The organism is Sphingomonas sp. BGYR3 (assembly GCF_025153455.1).
Taxonomy (GTDB): Bacteria; Pseudomonadota; Alphaproteobacteria; order Sphingomonadales; family Sphingomonadaceae; genus Sphingomonas.
This window is the reverse complement of the sequence record NZ_JANZNT010000001.1, coordinates 972379-991952: the sequence shown is the minus strand read 5'-3', so window position 1 is coordinate 991952 and position 19574 is coordinate 972379. Positions and strand designations below refer to the sequence as shown.

Annotated in this window: 19 protein-coding genes; 9 read left to right on the top strand and 10 right to left on the bottom strand. The window is 67.6% G+C overall.

Going from position 1 to position 19574, the window contains the following annotated elements:
- Positions 1-72: 72 nt before the first annotated feature.
- The gene (manD, locus tag NYR55_RS04505) at positions 73-1281 is read left to right on the top strand and encodes a D-mannonate dehydratase ManD (protein WP_260020024.1); all 1209 of its coding nucleotides are present in this window, start codon (positions 73-75) and stop codon (positions 1279-1281) included.
- A 4-nt stretch (positions 1282-1285) separates the two neighbouring features.
- Here the strand turns inward: manD and NYR55_RS04500 are convergent, their stop codons facing one another.
- Entirely contained in the window at positions 1286-2566 is a 1281-nt protein-coding gene (locus NYR55_RS04500; protein WP_260020023.1) for an MFS transporter, read from the bottom strand.
- 119 nt (positions 2567-2685) lie between these two features.
- Between NYR55_RS04500 and NYR55_RS04495 the strand changes: the two genes are divergently transcribed.
- Genes NYR55_RS04495 through NYR55_RS04475 form a run of 5 tightly spaced genes read left to right on the top strand, consistent with a single transcriptional unit; the run spans position 2686 to position 8071 of the window.
- Complete coding sequence (locus tag NYR55_RS04495) at positions 2686-3189, top strand: DOMON-like domain-containing protein (RefSeq protein ID WP_260020022.1); 504 nt, start codon at positions 2686-2688, stop codon at positions 3187-3189.
- Positions 3186-4382, top strand: coding sequence for a DUF1343 domain-containing protein (locus tag NYR55_RS04490; RefSeq protein WP_260020021.1), 1197 nt, complete (start codon positions 3186-3188; stop codon positions 4380-4382). The genes NYR55_RS04495 and NYR55_RS04490 overlap by 4 nt, the downstream gene beginning before the upstream one ends.
- 31 nt (positions 4383-4413) lie before the next feature.
- Positions 4414-5589, top strand: coding sequence for a hypothetical protein (locus NYR55_RS04485; protein ID WP_260020020.1), 1176 nt, complete (start codon positions 4414-4416; stop codon positions 5587-5589).
- Between the two features lie 50 nt (positions 5590-5639).
- Positions 5640-6710 carry a hypothetical protein gene (locus NYR55_RS04480; protein WP_260020019.1) on the top strand — a complete coding sequence of 357 codons (1071 nt, stop codon included), beginning with the start codon at positions 5640-5642 and terminating at the stop codon, positions 6708-6710.
- A gap of 5 nt (positions 6711-6715) precedes the next feature.
- Entirely contained in the window at positions 6716-8071 is a 1356-nt protein-coding gene (locus tag NYR55_RS04475; RefSeq protein ID WP_260020018.1) for a HAMP domain-containing sensor histidine kinase, read from the top strand.
- Between the two features lie 9 nt (positions 8072-8080).
- Here the strand turns inward: NYR55_RS04475 and NYR55_RS04470 are convergent, their stop codons facing one another.
- From NYR55_RS04470 to gltX, 3 genes are read right to left on the bottom strand one after another with little or no spacing between them, the layout of a single operon-like run.
- Entirely contained in the window at positions 8081-8275 is a 195-nt protein-coding gene (locus NYR55_RS04470) for a hypothetical protein (RefSeq protein ID WP_260020017.1), read from the bottom strand.
- A 16-nt stretch (positions 8276-8291) separates the two neighbouring features.
- Positions 8292-9575, bottom strand: coding sequence for a citrate synthase (locus tag NYR55_RS04465; protein ID WP_260020016.1), 1284 nt, complete (start codon positions 9573-9575; stop codon positions 8292-8294).
- A 19-nt stretch (positions 9576-9594) separates the two neighbouring features.
- Positions 9595-11034 carry a glutamate--tRNA ligase gene (gltX, locus tag NYR55_RS04460; protein WP_260021554.1) on the bottom strand — a complete coding sequence of 480 codons (1440 nt, stop codon included), beginning with the start codon at positions 11032-11034 and terminating at the stop codon, positions 9595-9597.
- A 72-nt stretch (positions 11035-11106) separates the two neighbouring features.
- Here gltX and NYR55_RS04455 point away from each other — a divergent pair, with 72 nt between their 5' ends.
- Positions 11107-13257, top strand: coding sequence for a ComEC/Rec2 family competence protein (locus NYR55_RS04455; RefSeq protein WP_260020015.1), 2151 nt, complete (start codon positions 11107-11109; stop codon positions 13255-13257).
- Here NYR55_RS04455 and lexA read toward each other — a convergent pair.
- Together lexA and NYR55_RS04445 are read right to left on the bottom strand one after the other, a co-directional pair.
- Positions 13251-13940: a transcriptional repressor LexA gene (lexA, locus tag NYR55_RS04450; RefSeq protein WP_260020014.1), complete on the bottom strand. Its 690-nt coding sequence runs from the start codon at positions 13938-13940 to the stop codon at positions 13251-13253. The genes NYR55_RS04455 and lexA overlap by 7 nt on opposite strands.
- Before the next feature lie 57 nt (positions 13941-13997).
- Positions 13998-15188 carry a molybdopterin molybdotransferase MoeA gene (locus NYR55_RS04445; RefSeq protein ID WP_260020013.1) on the bottom strand — a complete coding sequence of 397 codons (1191 nt, stop codon included), beginning with the start codon at positions 15186-15188 and terminating at the stop codon, positions 13998-14000.
- A gap of 141 nt (positions 15189-15329) precedes the next feature.
- Here NYR55_RS04445 and NYR55_RS04440 point away from each other — a divergent pair, with 141 nt between their 5' ends.
- Positions 15330-16148 carry a hypothetical protein gene (locus NYR55_RS04440; RefSeq protein WP_260020012.1) on the top strand — a complete coding sequence of 273 codons (819 nt, stop codon included), beginning with the start codon at positions 15330-15332 and terminating at the stop codon, positions 16146-16148.
- A 73-nt stretch (positions 16149-16221) separates the two neighbouring features.
- On the opposite strand, the gene moaC is transcribed toward NYR55_RS04440, so the two are convergent.
- Genes moaC through NYR55_RS04420 form a run of 4 tightly spaced genes read right to left on the bottom strand, consistent with a single transcriptional unit; the run spans position 16222 to position 19035 of the window.
- Positions 16222-16692, bottom strand: coding sequence for a cyclic pyranopterin monophosphate synthase MoaC (moaC, locus tag NYR55_RS04435; RefSeq protein ID WP_260020011.1), 471 nt, complete (start codon positions 16690-16692; stop codon positions 16222-16224).
- A complete protein-coding gene (gene trpC, locus NYR55_RS04430; protein WP_260020010.1) occupies positions 16689-17474 on the bottom strand; it encodes an indole-3-glycerol phosphate synthase TrpC in 786 nt (261 codons plus the stop codon). The genes moaC and trpC overlap by 4 nt, the downstream gene beginning before the upstream one ends.
- Positions 17471-18454, bottom strand: a complete 984-nt coding sequence (trpD, locus tag NYR55_RS04425; RefSeq protein WP_260020009.1) for an anthranilate phosphoribosyltransferase — start codon at positions 18452-18454, stop codon at positions 17471-17473. Before trpD ends, trpC begins: the two co-directional genes overlap by 4 nt.
- Entirely contained in the window at positions 18451-19035 is a 585-nt protein-coding gene (locus NYR55_RS04420; RefSeq protein WP_260020008.1) for an aminodeoxychorismate/anthranilate synthase component II, read from the bottom strand. Before NYR55_RS04420 ends, trpD begins: the two co-directional genes overlap by 4 nt.
- Before the next feature lie 110 nt (positions 19036-19145).
- Here NYR55_RS04420 and NYR55_RS04415 point away from each other — a divergent pair, with 110 nt between their 5' ends.
- Positions 19146-19559, top strand: a complete 414-nt coding sequence (locus NYR55_RS04415; protein ID WP_260020007.1) for a hypothetical protein — start codon at positions 19146-19148, stop codon at positions 19557-19559.
- Positions 19560-19574 lie beyond the last annotated feature (15 nt).

The following is a 19574-nucleotide window of genomic DNA, read 5'->3' as shown; positions in this document are numbered from 1 at the left end:
ACAGACCAATATCATATGGTCAACGCATTGGGTATCCAGCCGGCAGGGTCGGCAGCACAGGGAGTCGGGATCATGCGGATTACGTCAGCCAGGGTCATCGTCACCTGTCCCGGCCGCAATTTCGTCACGCTGAAGATCGAGGTGGAGGGCGGCCAGACCGGGATCGGTGATGCAACGCTAAACGGCCGCGAACTGGCTGTCGCCGCCTATCTGACCGACCATGTCTGTCCCAATCTGATCGGACGCGATGCCCGCCGGATCGAGGATATCTGGCAGTTTCTGTATCGCGGCGCCTATTGGCGGCGTGGCCCCGTGACGATGCGGGCGATTGCCGCCGTCGACATGGCGCTTTGGGATATCAAGGCAAAGGCAGCGGGGATGCCGCTGTATGACCTGCTGGGCGGGGCCAGCCGCGACGGCGTGCTCGTCTATGGTCATGCCAATGGCGCCGACATTGACGAGACAGTCGAGGCGGTCGGCCGGTATCGCGACATGGGGTACAAGGCCATCCGGGCACAGTCGGGCATTCCGGGCGTCAAGGGTGCCTATGGCGTGGCGCGCGGCGACCTGTATTACGAACCCGCCGATGCGGCGCTTCCCACCGAAACGCTGTGGAATACGCCCGCCTATCTCAATTATGCGCCCAAGCTGTTCGAGGCGCTGCGCGACAAGCACGGCCACGACATCGAACTGCTGCACGATGTGCATCACCGCCTGACCCCGATCGAGGCGGCGCGGCTGGGCAAGGCGCTGGAGCCGTCCCGCCTGTTCTGGATGGAGGATTGCACCCCGGCGGAAAATCAGGACGCCTTTCGCCTGGTGCGACAGCATACCGTGACGCCGCTGGCGGTGGGCGAGATTTTCAACACGATCTGGGATGCAAAGGACCTGATCCGCGATCAGTTGATTGATTATATCCGCATGACTGTGGTTGGATCGGGCGGCATCACGCACCTGCGCCGCGTCGCCGATTATGCCGCGATGTATCAGGTGCGCACCGGCTGCCATGGCGCGACCGACCTGTCGCCTGTGACCATGGGCTGCGCCCTGCATTTCGACCTGTGGGTGCCCAATTTCGGCATTCAGGAATATATGCGCCACACCCCGGAAACCGACGCGGTCTTCCCGCATGCCTACAGCTTTTCCGACGGATATCTGCACCCCGGCGATGTGCCCGGCCATGGTGTCGAGATCGACGAGGAGATGGCGGCCAAATTCCCCTACAAACCGGCTCAGCTGCCCATTGCGCGGTTGCAGGACGGGGCAATGTGGAACTGGTGACGCTTTAGCGGGCGCGCCCCACACCCATCCGGGGCAGGGCGATCAGAAAGCCGATCGCCGCAATGGTCAGCGCACCCGCCAGCATCGCCATCGGGGCCAGGGTGCTGCCGGTCGCGTCGCGCACCATCGGCACCGCGTTCTGGGCGGCAAAGCCCCCAAGATTGCCGACCGAGTTGATCACCGCCAGCCCGGTTGCGGCATGGGCGCCGCGCAGCAACCCTTGCGGCACGCTCCAGAACACCGGCTGAGCTGAAAACACCGCCGCCGCCGCGATGCACAGGCAGGCGAATTTGAACCCTGCACCGGGCAGCAGCACGCTGCCCATCAGGCTGGCGGCAGCGATCAGCAGCGGCCCGGCAATGTGCCACCGGCTCGCACCATGTCGGGCCGCATGGCGCGGCACTGCCCACAGCGCCACGGCAACGAACAGCCAGGGGATGACGTTCAGCGCCCCGTTCTGAAGGTTGGACGCACCGAACGCCTTGACGATGGTCGGCAACCAGTAGCTGAGTCCATAGGCACCCAGCGGCATCCCGAAATACAGGATCGCCAGCAATAGCACGCGCGGATCGGCCAGCGCCCGCCACGCCGATTCCCCGGCCCGTTCCGGCGGAGCCTCTGCGGCCAGCGTCGCCGCCAGCCAGGATTTTTCCGCATCGGTCAGCCAGCGTGCCTCGCCCGGCGTGCTGGGCAGTTTCATCAGCACCACCGGCACCATCAGGATGGCGGGGATGCCCGTCGCGACGAACACCCATTGCCATCCCGCCAGCCCGGCCGCTCCGTCCAGTTCCAGCAGTGCACCGCCGACGAGCGATCCTGCGGCGTTGGCAAAGGCGCTGGCGATCATGAACAGCCCGACCATCTGCGCCCGCCGCGCCTGGGGAAACCACAAGGTCAGCAGATACAGCACGCCGGGAAAGAAACCCGCCTCCGCCACGCCCAGCAGAAAGCGCAGCACATAGAACATTGCGGTGTTCTGCGTGAAGCCGAGCGCCACGGTGATCGCGCCCCAGGTCAGCATGATCCGCGCGAACCACAGCCGCGCGCCGACCCGCGACAGGATCAGGTTGGCCGGTGCCTCGAACAGGAAATAGCCGAGAAAGAACAGGCTAGCGCCCAGGCCATAGGCGGCCTCCGACAGGCCGAGCGCATCGACCATCTCCAGCTTGGCATAGGAGACGTTCTGCCGGTCGATATAGGCCAGCAGATACATCACGCACAGGATCGGCATCAGCCGCGCGGTAATCTTTCTGACCGTGCTGTCCGGCGACACCGCCTGTTCCATGCCATCCCCTCTTCGTCGGCGGGGATTAACAGAAGAAGTCCGGGCGGCCCACAGCCTTGTTCGCTCCGCCTGGCCCGTCGCCCTCGACTTGTGCCGATGGGAGCGCATAGACACCGGCCATGGAATATCCCCTGACCTGTCATCCCGATACGCCGCCGACGGGCGTGACCGGCGTGTTCGTGACGCTGAACCGATCCAGCCTGCACTATCGGGTGGCGGGCGCGGATCAGCTGCGCGTGCCGCCGGATGCGCTGCCGGAGCGGACCGATGGCCTGTGGCGGACGACCTGTTTCGAGCTGTTCGTCCGGCCCGCGGGGGAGAGTGGCTATATTGAATATAATTTTGCCCCGTCCGGCCAATGGGCTGCCTATGGTTTTTCCGATTATCGGGCGGGGATGCACCCGCTGGAGCGTGCGACGCCGCCGCGGATCGGGCGCAGCGGCGACACCTGGCACGTCGATCTGGCCGACCCGCTGCCCCGTGGTCGCCTGTCCCTGACCGCGGTGATCGAGGAACTGGATGGTACGCGGTCGTTCTGGGCGCTTGCTCACCCGGCCGGCGCGCCCGATTTTCATCATGCCGATTGCTTTGCGATCGATCTGACGGCACCTCATTCGTCATGAATTTCGGTATCGACCGGCTGCTCGCCGACCCTGAGCTTCGACGCCCCCTGGCGGGCAAGCGCGTGGCGCTGCTAGCGCATCCCGCATCGGTGACGCGCGACCTGACCCACAGCCTGGATGCGCTGGTCGCTGCCGGGGTCGAGGTTAGCGCGATGTTCGGCCCCCAGCATGGCGTCCGCGGCGATTTGCAGGACAACATGATGGAATCGCCCGATTTCGTCGATCCGACCTATGGCGTGCCGGTGTTCAGCCTGTATGGCGAGGTGCGCCGGCCGACCGCGCAATCCATGGCCACGTTCGACGTGATGCTGGTCGACCTGCAGGATGTCGGCTGCCGCATCTACACCTTTGTCACCACGCTGCTTTATGTGCTGGAAGCCGCCGCCCGGTACGAAAAGGCGGTATGGGTGCTCGACCGGCCCAATCCCGCCGGACGCCCGGTCGAAGGAACGCTGCTGCAGCACGGTTGGGAAAGTTTCGTCGGGGCAGGGCCGATGGTGATGCGCCACGGCATGACGCTGGGCGAGATGGGCCACTGGTTCATCGACCATTTCGGACTGAACGTCGATTACCGCGTGATCGAGATGGAGGGGTGGGTACCCGATGCCGCGCCGGGCCATGGCTGGCCACCCGAACGCCCATGGATCAACCCCAGCCCCAATGCACCCAACGTCAACATGGCGCGCGCCTATGCCGGCACGGTGATGCTGGAGGGGACGACCCTGTCCGAAGGGCGGGGTACCACCCGGCCGCTTGAACTGTTCGGCGCGCCCGATATCGATGCGCGCGCGGTGATCGGCGAAATGCACCGCATCGCGCCCGAATGGCTGGTCGGATGCACGCTGCGCGATTTCTGGTTTCAGCCGACGTTTCACAAGCATAGCGGGCAATTGTGCAGCGGCGTATTCATTCACGCCGACGCCCCCGGTTACGATCATGCCGCATTCCGCCCATGGCGCGTGCAGGCCGCGGGATTGAAGGCGATCCGGTCGCTGTACCCCGAATATCAGCTGTGGCGCGACTTCCCCTATGAATATGTGTTCGACCGGCTGGCGATCGACGTGATCAACGGCGGCCGTGCCCTGCGCGACTGGGTGGACGATGCAGCAGCTACGCCAGCCGACCTGGATGCCATCGCCCTGCCGGACGAGGCGGCATGGGAAGAAACGCGTCGTCCGTTCCTGATCTATTGACCATGGCGCATGGCCCTGTAACGCCGCGATCATGCTGGCGGGGCTGATCTTTGCGACTGAGGATGCCGAGGGGACGGGCGGCGGACTTGCCGCCACGCTTCCCTTTGGCGGGATGACCTTGCTTGAATATCAGGCACGCCTGCTGATCGCGGCGGGTGCCGGGCATCTGCTGATTGCAGTGACGCGGATGACGCCGCCGCTGCTGGGCGCGGTCAATCGCATCGCAAAGCGCGGCGTGCCCGTCGACATGGTCCGTTCGGCAGAGGAAGTCAGCGGGCGGCTGCATCCGCTGGCGCGGGTGATCGTTCTGGCCGATGCGCTGGTCACCACGGATCAGGCGGTCCATGCGCTTGCCTCGGTCGGGCGGGAAACCATACTCGTGACAGACGACCCAAGCCCCGCACTGGCGGTGGAGCGGATCGATTCGACGCGTCACTGGGCGGGCATGGCGATGGTCGATGCGCGCCGGGTGGCAGAGGTGGCGGCGCTGCCCCGCGATTATGATTTCCAGTCAAGCCTGTTGCGGCTGGCGGCGCAGGGCGGGGCGGAACATCTGCCCCTGTCCACCGCGGCGCGCCGGGCCGGGCATGGCGTGGATCGCCACCCCGATGGCCTGGCCAGCCGCAGCAACGGCGTGCTGCTGGCGCTGGCCAATCAGCGGATCGGATGGGCCGACCGATATGTATTCACGCCGCTGACCCGCATCCTGTTGCCGCAACTGGTCCGGCGGAACGTGGCGGATACCGCGTTGCTGGCGGTGGGCGGCATCCTTGGCCTGATTGCCGTCCTGGTCATCGCATTGGGCTGGCCACGGATCGGCATCGTCGGATTGCCGCTGTCGGTCGCGGCGCTGACCACCGGCTCGCTGCTCAGCGGCCTGCGCGGCAATGACCGGATTGCGATGATTCAGGATCGCGCGATTCAGGGCGTGACCGGGCTGGTCGTCGCTGCGCTGGCCATCGTGACCGGGTTTGCCCAGCAATCGCTGACCGCCCCGGTGCTGGCGGCGGCGCTGATCGCGGTGACGGCAATTGGCGAACGGGTCCCCGGTGCCCGCCGCCCCTGGTATGGCGGTGCGCCGCTTTATGCACTGTTGCTGACCCCATGGGTGCTTGCCGGCGTTCCGGTCCTTGGCCTTGGCGTCACCGCCATTGCCGCCACGGCAACCCTCGCAGCGCTGGTCGAGACGTTGAGGAAACAGGCTTAGGGCCAAATTAACATCCGTTCCGCTAGGAAATGGGTATGTCCGGCACAGTGGTGGACCCTGGTTCCGCAGCAGCGGGTTCGGCCGCCGACGCGGTGGCGATGGCCATTGCGGCGGACCGCCGCGTGCGCCTTCGCCTTGCGGCGCTGGGGGCCGATTACGCGCGGCCTGTCGACCATCGCATGACCGACCGGCTGCGTCACGGGATCGACGCTGCGCTGACGGATGCGGTGGCCGAGGTTGAACGGGCGCTGCGCCTGCGCGCCCAGCGGATGCTTGCCGCCGATGGTCACGACGCCCTTGCCGCCATTCTTGCCCATGCGCCCGACCGACGCGACCTGACGGCGCTGATCGCTGCCATTCCCGAATTGCCGACGCAGATGGCCGTTCGTGCCGCCATTGCCGGACGTGCTGCTGCCATGCCCATCCATGGCGGCGATGATCCGGACGAGCCGGGATTTCTTGCCGCCCTGACACAATCGGACGATCGGCGGATTGCGGCCGCCGCCCGGTTGTTGATGCAGGCTGATCCGCTGGATGGCAGTGCGGGCCGCCCGCCGGCCGATCTGCGCGCAGCGATTGGCTGGTGGCTGGCCGGTGCGATCGAACGCGAGCCCGCTGCGATCACTCCGTCCGCCCGGCTGACGCTGCGCCGTGCGCTGGTCGCCGCGGCCGAAGGGCTGGCCGATGCCGGCGATGCCTCCGGCGATCCCGTGGCGGCCGCCCTGCATCTGGTTCAGGCGATCGATCCCCGGCCGGGCGAGGTGCCCTTTCTGTTGATCGAGGCGGTTCGCGACCGCCGCCTTGCCCTGTTCTGTGCCATTCTGGGACGGGCGGCCGGTCTGGCCGCCGACCGCGTGCTGCCGATGCTGGCGGCGACGGATGACGACCGCCTATGGCTCGCGCTGCGCGCAGCGGGGCTGGACCGGACGGCAATGGCGAACATCCTTTCTGTGCTGACCACCGGCATTGATCCCGTCGCTGCGCTGGCCCGCGCCGATGCGCTGTCCGATGCGGCCAATATGTCGCCGGAGATGGCGGGCGCGCTGATCCTGCCGCTGCGCTGTCCTGATGTGCACGCGTTGGCGCTGGGTGCGCCGGACCGCTTGAGCGCCCTGCGGTGAACCGGATGGCCGACACGCACTCTCCCGTCCTTGCCCGGCTGGACCCGCAGGGGTGCCTGGTCGAAGGGGATGCCCGGCTGCTTGACCTGAATGCTGCCGCTGGCGGCGCGCTTGGCAAGCCGTTGTCGCTGCCCGAACTGTCGACGCTGGCATCGCTGGCGCTGCGGCTGCGCGTTCCGATCGCTCGCACGATCGACCTGGCCGATGGCGACATCGACCTGCGCATGGCTGTCCGGCTGGTGCCCGACGAACAGGGCGTGCGGATCGAGGGCGGGCGATGGCAGGCCGCGATGCCACCGGCGCCGACCGATACTGCGACCGTCGCATGGGGGCTGGGCGCTGCCGGATCGGCGGGCAGCTGGACCGTGGACGGCGCACTGCGCCTGACCCGCATTGGGGCCGACCTGACCGCGCCGGAACCGGACGGTGCCGCCCATCTGCTGGGTGCGCCCGTCACTCAGTTGTTCCGGCTGGAACCGGACACCGATGGCGGCCTTCCCATGCTGGCCGGGGTTGCGGCAGTCGCCGCCTTTTCCGGACAGCGCGCGGTGCTGCGCGCCACGGGGCAGGCGATGCTGCTGTCCGGCCGCTCGCTGACGGACGCGGTTGGCCGCTTTGCCGGGATTGAGGGGGTTGCCGAACCGGTCCCGGATGCCGCGGATCAGGTGCCGGAGGCGGATGCAGCGGCATCGCCGCTTGCCATTGCAGAGCGGCTGGAACGGGCGCTGCGTGTGCCGCTGCGCCGGATCATCGCCAATGCCGATTCCATCGGCGAACAGTCCGATGGGCCGATCCGCAGCGAATATGCCGCCTATGCCCGCGATATCGCCACGGCGGGCCGTCATCTGATCGGGCTGGTCGAGGATCTGGCGCAGGTGCAGACAATCGATTCGCCCGATTTCCAACTGGTCGTCGAACCCGTCGATCTGGCCGAGCTGGGCCGCCGCGCTGCGGGCCTTTTGTCCGTGCGGGCAGAGGCGGGGCAGGTGCGGATCGATGCGCCGACGCCCGGTGACCGGGTCGATGCGCAGGGCGATTATCGCCGCGTGCTGCAAATCCTGGTCAACCTGATCGGCAACGCCGTCCGCTATTCGCCGCCCGGCGCTTCTGTCTGGGTGCGGCTGGAACGCGACGGGCCGAATGCCTGCGTGATCGTTGCCGATCAGGGCAAGGGCATCGCGGTCGAGGATCAGGCCCGGATTTTCGAAAAGTTCGAGCGAGTGGACCCGGCCGAACCGGGTGGCAGCGGCCTAGGCCTCTATATCGCGCGGCGGCTTGCCCGCGCGATGGGCGGGGACATTGTCGTTGATAGCGCCCCCGGGCAGGGCGCGCGCTTCACGTTGACGCTGCGCGCCGCCTGAACCCGCCGGTCAGTGGCGGCGGTTGCGAAGGATCAGGACCGCGCCCAGCACGGCCGTAAGCGCGCCCCGCCATACCCAGTCGCGCTGATCGATCATGAAACTGGACTGGGGCCAACGCACCCAGCCCAGTCCCTGAGCCGTCCATAACAGGCCAAGCAGGAACAGGACCGCCCCCAATACGGCAAAGACGGTCCTGATCCGCATCCTGTCCGTGCCCTTCTTATCGCTGGTTCAGCGGAACATAGTCGCGCTGCGTCGGGCCGGTATACAGCTGACGCGGGCGGCCGATCTTCTGATCCGGATCGGCGATCATCTCGTTCCACTGCGCCACCCAGCCCACGGTGCGGGCCAGCGCGAACAGCGCGGTGAACATCGTGGTCGGGAACCCGATGGCCGACAGGATCACGCCGGAATAGAAATCGACGTTCGGGAACAGCTTCTTTTCGATGAAATAATCATCGTTCAGCGCCATTTCCTCAAGCTGCAGCGCAACTTCGAACACGGGGTCATCGACGTTCAGCGCCTCGAACACTTCCCGCACCGTCTTTTGCATCACGGTCGCGCGCGGGTCGTAATTCTTGTACACGCGGTGGCCAAAGCCCATCAGCCGGAACGGGTCGTCCTTGTTCTTTGCCCGGGCGATATATTCGGGAATCCGGTCGGGCCGGCCGATTTCGCGCAGCATGTTGAGCGCCGCTTCGTTCGCGCCGCCATGGGCGGGGCCCCACAGGCATGCAATGCCCGCCGCGATGCAGGCGAACGGGTTGGCGCCCGACGAACCGGCCAGCCGGACGGTGGAGGTCGACGCGTTCTGTTCGTGATCGGCGTGCAGGATGAAGATGCGGTCCAGCGCCTTTTCGACGACCGGGTTCACCACATATTCCTCGGCCGGGACGCCGAACGTCATCTGCAGGAAGTTGCCGGTGTAGGACAGCTCGTTCTTGGGATACATGAACGGCTGACCGACCGAATATTTGTACGCCATCGCCGCGATCGTCGGCATCTTGGCGATCAGCCGGTGGCTGGCGATCAGCCGGTGCTTCGGATCGGTGATGTCGGTCGAATCGTGATAAAAGGCGCTGAGGGCACCCACGACGCCGCACATGATCGCCATCGGGTGCGCATCGCGGCGGAACCCGCGGTAAAAGGTCGCCAGCTGTTCGTGCAGCATGGTGTGACGGCTGATCGTATAGACGAACTTGTCCAGTTCGCCCTGATCCGGAAGCTCGCCGTTCAGCAGCAGATAGGCGGTTTCCATGAAGCTGGACTGTTCCGCAAGCTGACCGATCGGATAGCCGCGATGCAGCAGCACGCCCTCGTCGCCATCGATATAGGTCAGCGTGGATTCGCAGCTGGCCGTCGAGGTGAAGCCGGGGTCATAGGTGAACATGCCCGTCTGGGCATAAAGCTTGCGGATGTCGACGACCTGCGGGCCAACCGTGCCCGACATCACCGGATATTCGACATCCTTGGTCGGTGTCTGCAGCTTTGCGGTATCCGTCATCGCATTTCCTTTCCGTTGTTCATTTGGCCGCTTGCGCAGCCTGATCGGCGATCCGGCCCAGGCTTTCCTCGCGTCCCAGCACCGCCAGAACGTCGAAGATGCCCGGCGAGGTCCGCCGGCCGGTCAATGCCGCGCGCAATGGCTGTGCCACCGCGCCCAGCTTGACCCCCATGTCTTCCGCCACGCGGCGCACCGCCTGGTCCAGGGGTTCGGCCGACCAGTCCGCTTCGGCAGCCAGCGCATCATGCACCCGGGCCAAGATCGATCGTGATTCGCCCTCAAGCAGGGGTTTTGCATCCGCGTCAATCGCTAGCGGGCGAGTGCGAAATAGAAACTGCGCCCCATCGGCCAGATCGTTGAGATTGGCGGCCCGCGGTTTCAGGAACGGCATGGTGCGCAGCAACAAGTCGCGCTGCGTATCGTTCAGGGGCATGGCGATGCGCGCCGCGACCAGATCGGTCAGCCGCGCATCGTCCGCCTCGCGCAGATAATGACCGTTCAGGTTCTCCAGCTTCTTCAGGTCGAACCGCGATGGTGAGCGGCCGACGCCCGCCAGGTCGAACACCTCTGTCGCCCGTTCCCGGCTGATGATCTCTTCATCGCCATGCCCCCAGCCGAGCCGCAGCAGATAGTTGGACAGCGCCTCCGGCAGCACGCCCAGCTCGTCGCGATAGGCCTCTACGCCCAGCGCGCCGTGCCGCTTGGACAGCTTTGCCCCGTCCGACCCGTGGATCAGCGGGACATGGGCATAGACCGGTTCCGGCCAGTCCATGGCGCGAACCAGCGCGAGCTGACGGAATGCGTTGTTCAAATGATCGTCGCCGCGAATGACATGAGTGACGCCCATGTCGTGATCGTCGACCACCACCGCAAGCATATAGGTGGGCGTACCGTCGGACCGCAGCAGCACAAAATCATCGATCTCGGCATTCTGCACTGTCACCGGGCCCTGTACCTGATCCTCGATCGTCACGGCGCCCTCGCGCGGGGCTTTCAGCCGGATGACCGGCGCGCGGTCAGTGGGGCCAGTCGCCGGATCGGCGTCACGCCAGGGGCTATCGACGCGAAACGGCCGCTTTTCCGCCTGAGCGCGGACACGCATTTCGGCCAGCTCGTCCTGGGTCAGCCAGCAGCGATAGGCATGACCGCGTTCCAGCAGTTCATGCGCCACGGCGGCATGGCGATCGGCCCGGGCGAACTGGAACACGGCGTCGCCGTCCCAGTCCAGGCCCAGCCAGCGCATCCCGTCAAGGATCGCGTCAATCGCCGGCTGAGTCGATCGAGCCCGGTCGGTATCCTCGATCCGCAGCAGGAATTGCCCGCCGTAATGCCGGGCATACAGCCAGTTGAACAGCGCCGTGCGAGCGCCGCCGATATGCAGGAACCCCGTCGGCGACGGGGCGAAACGGGTGACGACGGGGCGTGTGCCCGCGCCGCCGGATTTGCTGCCGGATTCCATGGTTGCGCTCAACCGCGCTTGCTCCCAGACACTGTGTTTTCGATGGCCAGATCAGCCTTTGCCGCCCCTAGCATGGCGATCCGGCCACGACAAATCCGGGCCGCGATCGGTGCTGCATTCGATTGGCTGGAACGCCGGCTGGAGGCGGAGCGGGGCCAGTTGCCCCTGTGGATTCCCGTCGCCCTGGGGCTGGGCATCGCTGCCTGGTTCCTTTTGCCGGGGCCTGCTGCGTGGCTGGCCGCGGCGGCGGGGGGTGGGGCGGTCGCGCTGATCGGGATGGGTATCGGCATCGGCCGCCGGGCAGGGGCCGCGCTGTTTGGCCTGGGCCTGCTTGTCGCCATCGGCATCGCCTTTGCCTGGGTGCGGGCGGAGCGGGTCGCGCATCCGGTGCTGGAACGACCCGTAACCACCAGCTTTGTCGCCCGAATCGAGCGGGTGGAGCCCTTGCCGGCGCGCGATCTCGTCCGGCTGCGCCTGGCCCCTGTCGATGCGGTCGGTCTGCCGACACTGGTGCGGGTGAATGTTCGGGCCGTCGATGTGCCGCCCGGTGCTGGCACCGGCGCCGAAATCCGGCTGCGCGCCCGGTTGATGCCACCTGCATCGCCGGCCCTGCCCGGTGCCTATGACTATGCCCGCGCCGCATGGTTCGATGGCATCGGCGCGACCGGGCGCGCCCTTGGCCTGGTTGAGGTCATTCATGCGGCCCAGGGCAGCGGTGCGGGGGTCCGCAACCAGCTGTCGGCGCATATCCAGTCGCGGATCGGCGGCGGGGCCGGGGCGATCGCGGCGACGCTGGCCACCGGGGATCGCGGCGGCATCGATGACGCGGATGCAGAGGCGATGCGCCGGTCTGGCCTTGCCCATTTGCTGTCGATCAGCGGCCTGCACGTCACGGCGGTGGTAGGAGCCGCGATCCTGGCCGCCATGCGGATCCTGGCCTTGTTTCCGGCACTCGCCCTGCGGGTCCGGGTGCCGTTGATCGCTGCGGGGTTCGGGGCGGCGGCTGCGCTTGGCTATACCTGGCTGGCAGGCGCAGAGGTGCCGACGGTTCGGTCGTGCATCGCCGGGCTGCTGATCCTTGCCGCGATGCTGCTGGGGCGGGAGGCGATTACGCTGCGGCTGGTCGCCACGGGTGCGTTCGTCGTCCTGCTGCTGTGGCCGGAAAGCCTGGCCGGCCCCAGTTTCCAGCTCAGCTTTGCCGCCGTTACCGCGATCATCGCGCTGCACAGCCATCCGGTGGTGCAGGGCTGGTTCGAACGGCGGGACGAGGGGCGGCTTGCCCGGCTGGGCCGGGCGCTTGCCTCGCTGCTGCTGACGGGGTTGGTGGTGGAGGCGGTGTTGACGCCGATTGCGCTGTTCCATTTCCACAAGTCCGGCGTGTACGGCGCGATTGCCAATCTTGTCGCCATCCCGCTGACCACGTTTATCATCATGCCGGCCGAGGCGGCGGCGCTGCTGCTGGATGCGGTGGGGCTGGGCGCGCCGCTATGGTGGGTGACGGGGCAGGCCATCGACCTGATCCTGGCGATTGCCCATTGGACGGCGGACGCACCCGGATCGGTCCGGATGCTGCCCGCGATGCCGGGATGGGCGTTTGCCGCGATGCTGGGCGGGGGGCTGTGGATCGCCCTGTGGCGGACGCGATGGCGGCGATGGGGCGCGGTGCCCATTGTTATCGGTGCGCTGGGCGCGCTGTCCGTGCCGCCGCCCGACCTGCTGGTCACCGGCGATGGCCGCCATGTCGCCATCCGGGCCGGGGAGGGGCTGGCGCTGCTGCGCGACCGGGCGGGGGACTATACCCGGTCGATGCTGGGCGAGGCTGCGGGGGTGGATGGCGAGGCGCAGTCGCTGGACACCCTGCCCGATGCGCGGTGCAGCGCGGACCTGTGCCTGGCCGATGTCCGGGATGCCGATGGCCGCACCTGGCGGGTCTTTGCCACCCGCAGTGCCCATTTCGTCGAATGGACCGCGATGCGCGATGCGTGTGCCGTTGCCGATATCGTCATTGCCGACCGCCGGTTGCCGGCCGGATGCGTCCCGCGCTGGCTGCGCCTGGACCGGGCGACGCTGGCAGAGACCGGCGGCGTGGCCATCACCCTGGCCAGCGGAACGGTTCGCACCGTGCGCGGGCCGGGGGCGCACCCATGGTTGAACCCGCCGACGGTGATGCCGCCACGGCCGGTCCGCCCCGTGGCACCACCGCCCATGCCAGTTGGTCAGTAACGGCGGAGCAGCCCCGACAGTCGGCCCTGCACCTGCACCTGATCAGGGCGGTAGCGTTGCGGATCATAGCTGCGATTGGCGGGGTCCAGCCGGACCATTGCGCCTTCGCGCCGGAAATATTTGAGCGTTGCGTCATGCCCGTCGATCAGCGCGACCACGATTTCGCCATCGCGGGCCGATTCCGTTTTGCGGATCAGGGCATAATCGCCGTCGAGGATGCCCGCCTCGACCATCGAATCCCCGGACACTTCCAGCGCATAATGTTCGCCCGATCCGAGCAGCGCGGCGGGCACCGGCAGCATCTGCGATCCCTCCATCGCCTCGATCGGCACACCGGCGGCAATGCGGCCATGGAGCGGGATTTCGATGACGTCGTTGGCTGGTTCCGGCATCCGCTGCGTCGCGGAAGGTGGCGAAAGTGGTGCCACGTCACCGCGTTTTGCAGCCTTGCCCCGCTTTGCATCGACCCGTTCCGGCATCTTCAGCACTTCGAGCGCGCGGGCGCGATTGGGCAGGCGGCGAATGAACCCGCGCTCCACCAGCGCCTCGATCAGCCGGTGCACCCCAGATTTCGATTTGAGGTCGAGCGCCTCCTTCATCTCCTCGAACGAGGGGGAAATGCCGTCTTCGCCCAGGCGTTCGGCAATGAAGCACAGCAACTCATGCTGCTTTTTGGTGAGCATCCCCAATCCTCCGTTTCGGAACAGACTGGGAACGTATATGCTTTGTTCCGTATGGCGTCAAGCGATCACAAGGATATCCACAGGATCGCCCACAGCCGCCGCCGGGGCATGAGCGGGTCGGTGGATCAGGCAGGAGGCGCGCGCGAGCGTCAACAGCATCGAACTGTCCTGCACCGCCGCCGCGCTGACCCGCCCGTCGGGCAGGATCGCCGCGCGCAGGAAATCCGTGCGCTCGCCATTGGCGGGCAGGGGTTCGGCCAGGATCGCGGGGGTCAGCCGGGGCAGGGGGTCGACCGATCCGCCCAGTGCGGCGATGGCGGGTCGGACGAATAACATCGTCGTGGCGAACACCGAAACCGGATTGCCGGGCAGGCCGAGGACCAGCGCATCGCCGCGCCGCCCGGCCATCACCGGCTTGCCGGGGCGCAGTGCCACCCGCCAGAAATCAATGGACCATCCCGCCGCCGCCAGCGCGGGTCGCACCAGATCATGGTCGCCCACCGACGCCCCGCCGCTGGTGACGAGCAGGTCGGTATCGACGTCGGCAAAAGCGCGGGTAAGCGCGTCCAGATCGTCCGGTAGGATGCCAAGGTCGATCAGCTCGACCGGCAGATCGGCCAGCATCGCAGCCAGCATCAGCCGGTTCGTTTCCGGTATCTGTCCATCGCCAACCGGCGTGCCGGGCGGGCACAGTTCATCGCCGGTCGCCGCGACGGCAACCCGCACCGGGCGGCGGACCGTCAGCGTGCCATGCCCCGCCATCGCAGCCATGGCGAGCCGCGCCGGCGTCATCCGCTCCCCCGCCCGGATCAGGTCGGTTCCGGCCGCGAAATCAAGCCCGCGATGCCGGACGTTGCGGCCGGGCGCGGCCGGGCCAGCTCCGGTCAGGATCAGCCGGTCGCCGTCGCGCGCGGCCTCTTCCTGCACCAGCACACAGTCCGCGCCCGCCGGCATGACTGCGCCGGTAAAGATGCGCACCGCCTGTCCCGGCCCGACCGGCCCGGCATGGGGCCGCCCGGCGGCGCTTTCCCCGATGACCGTCCAGGGCCCGGGCAGGGCGGCGTGGGCGATGGCATAACCGTCCATCACCGACAGATCGCTGGCCGGTTGCGTGCGCAGCGCGGTTACCGGTTCGGCGGCCCAGCGTCCGGCGCAACCGGCGATGGGCAGCGCCTCTGCCGCCACCGGCACGGCCATGCCGATCAGCCGGGCCTGTGCATCGGCCAGCGGGAGGAGCGGAGGTGCCATCGGCCGGATGTGGCACGGGCATCGGCGCGGGGAAAGAGGGCGAGCGGGGAAACTGCACCATGCCTGCCACGCTGCCTTGTCTTGGCCGCATCTGCACCCTAACCCGACAGTCAGCCCTGCCGCCCCCCGGAAGTTTCTCGCGTGGTTTCACAGTCCATCGAACGCCCGACGTGGCGAACCCGGATCGGGGAACGGTTGCGCGGGCGGGGAGGCCCGTTTCTGCTTGCGCTGCTGGTCGAAGGGCTGATCGTGCTGGTGCTGATGACGCTGGCGCCCCGGCTGGTCCGGCGCGAACCGGTGGACATGGCGCTCAGCACCTTTGACGCCGCTGAAGTGTCGGAAAAGCCCCCCGCCGCCGCCAGCGCGCCCCGCCCCGCGGTCGCGCCGCCACCGCCATCGACCGAACAGCCCCGCGAACCCGACGACCGCCCGCCGCCCAGCCCCGTCACGCCGTCCGTCCAGCCAGCCCCGGTCGTCAAGAATTTTGCGCCCAAGGCCCCGTGGATCGAATTGTCGCGCGATCAGATGGCACAGGCCGATATCGGGCGCGCCCCGCCCCCCGGCCGCGCAGGCCCGCCCGCGCCGCGCGCGACCATGGGGCCGCCGGATACCGGATTTCCCGGCGATACCCCGCGCGTCGACGGCAGCGGCCCCAATGGCGAGCCGCTCTATGCCGCCGCCTGGTACCGCGAACCGTATGATTCCGAACTGGCGGGTTATCTGTCCAGCGCCGCCGGACCGGGATGGGGCATGATCATGTGCCGCACCGTACCCGATTATCGGGTGGAGGATTGCGAGATGGTCGGCGAAAGCCCCGGATCGCGCATGGGCCGGGCGGTGCTGGCCGCCGCCTGGCAATTCCGCGTCCGCCCGCCGCGCGTGGGCGGCAAGTCGAAATATGGCGAATGGGTGCGCATCCGCATCACCTATGGCGTGAAGCAGCGCCGGAGCTGGGAGTAAGGCGGCGCGCGGCATCCGTCCACGCGCTCAGGATGCGCCGGGGTTGGGGAGGGTGCAGCCGACCCGTTGCCAATCAGCCCGCGCGCCAATCCCCGGATTTGCCGCCGGTCTTGGACAGCAGGCGAATATCCTGAATAGCCATGCCCTTATCCAGCGACTTTACCATGTCATAGAGGGTGAGCAGCGCCACCGACACCGCCGTCATCGCCTCCATCTCCACGCCCGTCCGGCCGGTCAGACCGACGGTCGCCGTCACCGTCACGCCGCTGTCGTCCGGAACCACATCCAGCGCGATGCGGGTCAGGGGCAGGGGGTGGCACAGCGGGATCAGCTCGTGCGTACGCTTGGCCGCCATGATGCCGGCGATGCGCGCGGTGGCGATCACGTCGCCCTTGGCCGCCGTCCCGTCGCGGATCGCGGTTGCGGCCGCGGCAGACATGGCGATGCGGCCGGTTGCCACCGCCTGACGCGCCGTTTCCGCCTTTCCGCCGACATCCACCATATGCGCGGCCCCTGCGGCATCCAGGTGGGTCAGGCGGCTCATCCGACCAGCGCCCGCGTCGCTGCCTCGACATCCGGCTGGCGCATCAGGCTTTCGCCGACCAGAAAGCAGCGGATGTCATGCGCGGCCAGCGCATCGCAGTCCGCCCGGCCGCCAATGCCGCTTTCCGCGACAAAGGTGCAGCCCGGCGGGGCCAGGGCGACAAGATCGAACGTGTTCTGAAAATTGACCTCGAACGTCTTGAGATTGCGGTTGTTTACCCCGATCAGCCGCGAACGGAGCCGCGCCGCGCGGGCCATTTCGTCGGCATCGTGCACCTCGACCAGCACGTCCATGCCCAGTTCCATGGCCGCTGCCTCGATCTCTGCCATTTGCGCATCTTCCAGTGCGGCGACGATGATCAGAATGGCGTCCGCCCCCAGCGCGCGGGATTCGGCGCATTGCCAGGGGTCGATCATGAAATCCTTGCGGATCGCGGGCAGGGGACAGGCGGCACGCGCGGCGACCAGATACGCGTCATGCCCCTGAAACCACCGTTCGTCGGTCAGCACCGACAGGCAGGTTGCGCCGCCGGCGGCATAGGCGCGGGCATGGGCGGGCGGATCGAAATCCGCGCGGATCAGCCCCTTGGACGGGCTGGCCTTCTTGATCTCTGCGATCAGAGCGTATCCGGTGGCCGCGCGGCTATCCAGCGCGGCGCGAAACCCGCGCGGCGGCCCGGCGGCGGCAATGCGCGCGGCAAGGTCGGCATCGCCCGTCTGCGCCTTGCGCGCCGCAACCTCGTCTGCCTTTGCCTCAAGGATCTGTGCCAGCATCGTACTCATGGCCATGCGATCCAGCAGTCGAGCAGCGCGTTGGCAAGCCCGTTGTCGATGGTTTCCGCCGCTTCCTCTGCCCCGGCCATCAGCGTGTCGCTGTGCCCGGCAAGGACGAGCGCGGCCGCGCTGTTCAGGATCACCGCGTCGCGATAGCCGCCGGGCTCGCCCAGCAACAGGCGGCGCAGCGCATCGGCGTTATGCGCCGCATCGCCGCCGCGCAGATCGTCCAGCGACCGCGGGGCCAGCCCGGCCAGATCGGGCGTGACCACCGTCGGCAGGCCGGTATCGCCGATGCTGGCCACTGCGCTTGGCCCGGCGGGGCTGAGTTCGTCCAGCCCCTCCAGCCCGCAGATCACCGCCGCCTCGTCATAATCCAGCATCGCCATCGCCTCGGCATAAACGGGGACCAGTTCGGGGCGGGCAATGCCGATCATCTGCACGCGCACGCCGGCCGGATTGGCGAGCGGGCCGAGCAGGTTGAAGATCGTGCGCCGGCCCATCCGGCGGCGCAGCGGGGCCAGCGCCCGCAGCGCGGGGTGGTGATCGGCGGCGAACAGGAATGCGATGCCCAGTTCGGCCAGGCTTTCCTCCGCCCGCGCCGCCGCCCGCGTCAGGTCAAGGCCCAGCGCCTCGAGCGTGTCGGCCGCGCCCGACCGGCTGCTGGCCGCGCGGTTGCCGTGCTTGGCCACCGGCACTCCGGCAGCGGCCACGACGATGGAGACGGCGGTGGAGACATTCAGGCTGTGATGCCCGTCGCCGCCCGTGCCGCAAACGTCGATTGCCCCTTCCGGCGCCCGGACGCGGATCATGCGCGCCCGCATCGCACGGGCGGCAATGGCGATTTCCAGCGGCGTTTCCCCGCGATCAGCCAGCGCGGTCAGGAACCCCTCGATCGCCGCCTCGTCAACCCGGGCGTCGAGGATTGCGGCAAAGGCGTCCTCTGCCGCGTCGGCGGACAGGGGCTGGCGGGCATCGGGCAGCGTCACACGCGTTCCCCCGCCTCGACCCCCGCAATCGACAGGAAATTGGCCAGCATTGCATGGCCATGTTCGGTCGCGATGCTTTCCGGGTGGAACTGAACGCCGTGGATCGGCAGCGATGCGTGGCGAAAGCCCATCACGGTGCCATCGGTGGCGGTAGCGTTGACGACCAGATCGTCCGGAATATCCTGAACGATCAGCGAGTGATAGCGCGTGGCGGTAAAGGGCGAGGGCAGGCCAGTGAACAGGCCGGTGCCGTCATGCACCACCGGGCTGGTCTTGCCGTGCATCAGTCCGCCGCGCACCACCTGTCCGCCGAAATGCTGGCCAATCGCCTGATGGCCCAGGCACACGCCCAGCAGCGGCTTTCCGGCCGAGGCGCAGGCGGCGACAAGATCCAGGCTGATCCCCGCCTCGTTCGGGGTGCACGGACCGGGCGAGATCAGAAAGGCGCTGGCATTGCTGGCAAGCGCGTCGGCGGCGCTCATCGCGTCGTTGCGCACCACCTGCACCGGGGCGCCAAGTTCCATCAGATAATGGACCAGGTTCCAGGTGAAGCTGTCATAATTGTCGATGACGAGGATCATGGTTCTGCCATAGCGCCGCCATCGTTGCTTGCAATCGTCCCGATGCTGTCCGTTCATCCGGTGGACAGGTGTGGCACCGCAAACCGATGCCGGGCGTGGAGGCGTGTGCGATGATCCTGAGCATGATGGCAATGGTGCTGGCGATGGCGCAGGACGCGCCCCAGCCGGCCGCCGCCGATGGCGAGCCGCCGCGCCGCGTGCGCAGCGTCCTGGTCTATGGCGACGATCCCTGCCCCAAGGCGGAGGCGGACGAGATTGTGGTGTGTCCTCGCATGGACGAAAGCGAACGATACCGCATTCCAAAGGCGTTCCGCGATCCGCCCGACGAAAGCAGCAGCGCCAGCTGGTCCCGCCGGGTCGATCTGGTGAACGAGGTGAACCGGGTGGGGATGCCGGGCAGCTGTTCCGCCGTCGGCACGGGCGGGCAAACGGGATGCAACAGCAGCTTCATCCGCCTGTGGCGCGACGATCAGGAAGCACAGCGCCGTGCGGCGGAACAGGCGGGCGAAAAGCTGGAGGATTGAGGCGCAGGCCGCGGC